This is a genomic window from Moorena sp. (assembly GCF_982860115.1).
Window position 1 is genome coordinate 1 of the sequence record NZ_CEYLVT010000404.1, and the last position, 3,374, is coordinate 3,374.

The 3,374-nt window shown below is 43.1% G+C and carries 3 protein-coding genes; all 3 read right to left on the reverse strand.

What is annotated here, in order from left to right; all coding sequences use genetic code 11:
• Nucleotides 1-822: 822 nt before the first annotated feature.
• Nucleotides 823-1,578 carry a hypothetical protein gene (locus tag AC4II3_RS32075; protein ID WP_488006520.1) on the reverse strand — a complete coding sequence of 252 codons (756 nt, stop codon included), beginning with the start codon at nucleotides 1,576-1,578 and terminating at the stop codon, nucleotides 823-825.
• 238 nt (nucleotides 1,579-1,816) lie between these two features.
• Nucleotides 1,817-2,563 carry a DsbA family protein gene (locus AC4II3_RS32080; RefSeq protein ID WP_488006522.1) on the reverse strand — a complete coding sequence of 249 codons (747 nt, stop codon included), beginning with the start codon at nucleotides 2,561-2,563 and terminating at the stop codon, nucleotides 1,817-1,819.
• A gap of 131 nt (nucleotides 2,564-2,694) precedes the next feature.
• Nucleotides 2,695-3,374 (reverse strand): M15 family metallopeptidase (locus AC4II3_RS32085; RefSeq protein WP_490723028.1); only part of this gene is annotated, 680 nt, incomplete at its 5' end.

Genomic DNA, 3,374 nt, shown 5'->3' on the forward strand with positions numbered 1-3,374 from the left:
TTCCTGTCTAGCCTGAGGAGGTAATATGAGTCCTAAAAAGCTTAGTAGATAAGGCTTTGAGGCCGGGAGCAGGTCAAAGTTGCAGAACCTATGAACTATCTAATTAGCATTTTATTTGAGTTGTAAACATAGGATTAATCTAAACAGAAACCTAGGAGAAGGAACTGAGCATCAGTAGGCAAGAGCTTGGAGCATTTTTGGCTGTTCTCAAAAATTAGCAAGATTGTTCACGACCTATTTATAAATGCTATAGCGGTTTTTAATTTGGTGAGCTACAGAGTTTCTGGTTTTAGGGAATAGGGAACAGCGGATCTGGGAACAGGGAACAGAGAAGAGGGAAGAGAGAAGAGGGAAGAGAGAAGAGGTAACAGGGCAAAAATCCTGTATACCTGATTAGGGTAAAAACTGCTATAGATCAGAGCCAGCGAAAACCCATGATGGTGCTATAGCTTTAGTACAAATGCTGTGCATAAGTGCTCACGGGGTGACAACAAAGCTCAAACCTAGACAGGTGTTGGGTGGCACGGTTTTAGGTGTTGGGGAAATTACAGTGACTCGTGTTGTTGTATTTGGGAGCATTTGAACAGAAAATAACTGCTCCAACTCAATAGATAGTTTTAATCAACCACTACGCCATGACGATGTTCACGCTTCACCTAACCCCTAAAACCTAACCCCTGTAGGACTTTCAATTGGCTTGTCACCCCCTGAGGCATAAGTGACATGCTCCATTCCCCATTCCCGATTCCCGATTCCCGATTCCCGATTCCCGATTCCCGATTCCGGATTCCGGATTCCGGATTCCCGATTCCCGATTCCCTTTTATTCAGTTACTTGACCACGGACTAATGCCCATCCTGTCGTCACCTGACCGTAAGCCCAGGTAATGTAAGGAGCTATAAATAACTTAATGAACCAGGGTATCACCATGATTGCGCTAAATATCATCAGTCCTAATACCTTGCTCCCGATTTTCTGAATTCCGTTCACCAACTCCTGGACTCCTGCTACAATTTTTTGGGAATCGTCTCTAAGGGAATCGAGGTTAGGAATACCGCTGACAATAGTATTAAAAACCCTAAGTATTTCCAAATTATCCTTTAACACTGCCTTGACCTGTTGCAAACCATCCACTTGTACTTCAAGCCCAGGAATAGTAGGCATAGCCACTGAAACCTCTTTCATCTCGATATTCACCTTAGGCGGAAATCCACCCCCCAAGTTGACATTTGGTTTCACCGGAAGATTAATATCTGGGATGCCAAGATCAGGCAAAGTTACTCCTGTAGGAATCTGTTCAACTATCTCTAAGGCTTCTTGCACCTCTGCCTTTACTGTTTTGATTGGTTCTATGATATTAGCAATGTCTTCTTTGGCTTTTTGAGTACTTTCCTTCACCTCCACTAGGGTGTTATTGATTTCCGCTAAAGGGCCACTTACTAGACTTTTGATGTCATGTAAAATTGTTAAAAAAGTAATCAAAAATACCACTACTAGGATAATCGGCATTAAGGCATAGATGATCATGACTATACCATTAAGTCGTTGCCTTAAACCACTGCTTTGATCAACTCTCATCGTCTTACCTCTAGTCAATTAATCACGTTGTCTGACTAAGAAAGTATCTTAAATGTTCCTCGATTAGATATTAAGTGTTCAAGAGCGAGTGGTGCGTTACACCGACGGGCTGTGCCAACACTGGCTACCGATAAAATTAGGGCGAACCCGTCTTATCACGCACCCTACCAACGTTTGCCTCTTGCCTTTTGCCTCTTGCCCCAAGACGTGTGTTTACAACTCAAATAGAAATACTAGATCATGATCTGACCTGTGCCAAAATACTCTCCATTTCTGATAGGTTGAGAGGAACCTGGAGTACTTCTGTGTTCAACATAAAGAAAGGAGTACCCTTAAGAGCCAAGCTCTGAGCTAATTTCAGATCGTCCCTAATGGCAGCTTCCGCTCCAACACTAATGCGATCGCGATTAAATTGCTCTAGATCGAGATTAAGATTTTGGGCGATCGCCACATACAAATCTTCATCCAAGTTATCTTGCTGCTCAAACAGGGCATCTTCATACTCCCAGAATTTCCCTTGCTGAAAAGCCGCCCAAGCTGCTTTAGCTGCCGGGATGGCTTCAGGATGAATCTGACTTAGGGGCAAATGCTTATATACTAAGGTTACCTGATCGGAATGTTTGTCCATAAACTCCTTTACGCTTTGGTTAGCTTGGGCACAAAATGGACATTGAAAGTCAGAAAACTCCAACAGCACAATGTTATTTTCCGCCACACCAGTAGTAGGGGAATTCCCAATTATCGATGCTGGCTCTGTACTCATTTGCTGCAAAAATGCTTGCCTGGATTGGGCTACCTCTTGCTGTTTTTCCTGCTGGTAAGCTTGCAGCGACTGTAAAATAGCCTCTGGATTATTCCGGATAATGGTTAATACTTGCGCTTCTAGTTGATCAGGGTTAGCAAAGTTGTTGCTGCAACTGCTCAAGGTGAGCAAACACAGGAATAAGCTAACAATAGCTATGGAAATTCGAGACAACTGTTTCATTTTAAACTGTTTACTGTTTACTAGTAATGACCGACTGTTTACTATAGCATTTTTCAAAGTTATCAAGTACAGTCCAATTAAGAACGCCCAGATATCAGTGACATAAGTCCTTTAAACCAAGTCAACCACCATCAGCTTTCCTTCGGGAAGCCATCAACAGGGGAGTTGTTCAGTCGTTGTTCAGTTTCAGCATCGTAACTGCCATCCTCTATAATTCGGTCTGTTGGATTGTTTAGATTCCAGAGTTGCTGGAAAGCACGGACAGAATAATCTCGGATGTCAATGGTATTGCCTCCTACATAGTCAAAATGTTGACTGTCCGCCGCTCCAAGCCATCGCCAGCCATACTTTACTAAAAAGGGTCTCCAACCCTGATCATCTCGAATATCGAGTGCTATACCACTCTGATGATTACTTCTAGGTGGGCGAGCAGCGATTGGAATCTCACAACGTCGATTACGGTAATGATTATATAAGATGATTTGGTCAGCAATGGTTCGATAGGCACTTGCCACGACTAATGATTCACCTCTTTCATCAATAGCTTGTTGAAGTGCTTGTTTAGCCGCTGGTTGAAGATAGGGCAAAGTAGCTCCTTCAATGTCTAAATTCAAATCTTTAAAGCTGACCAGGGAATTAGGACGTAGGACATTGAGGCGATTGATGAGTTGTTGATCAAGTCCACGAACCTTACCTATCCCCTTAGAGAATAAGCAGGTCGTAACATCCTTAACTATAGAGGGAATTGGTTCTTCTTGAGAGACTATTACTTCTGTAGGGGGGGAGGGAGTTACTGTAGGGGGGGAGGGAC

What these genes read in the sequence shown, in the direction of transcription:
- AC4II3_RS32075 (WP_488006520.1), bottom strand. Translation starts at nt 1,578, where the DNA reads ATGAGAGTTGATCAAAGCAGTGGTTTAAGGCAACGACTTAATGGTATA.
- AC4II3_RS32080 (WP_488006522.1), bottom strand. Translation starts at nt 2,563, where the DNA reads ATGAAACAGTTGTCTCGAATTTCCATAGCTATTGTTAGCTTATTCCTG.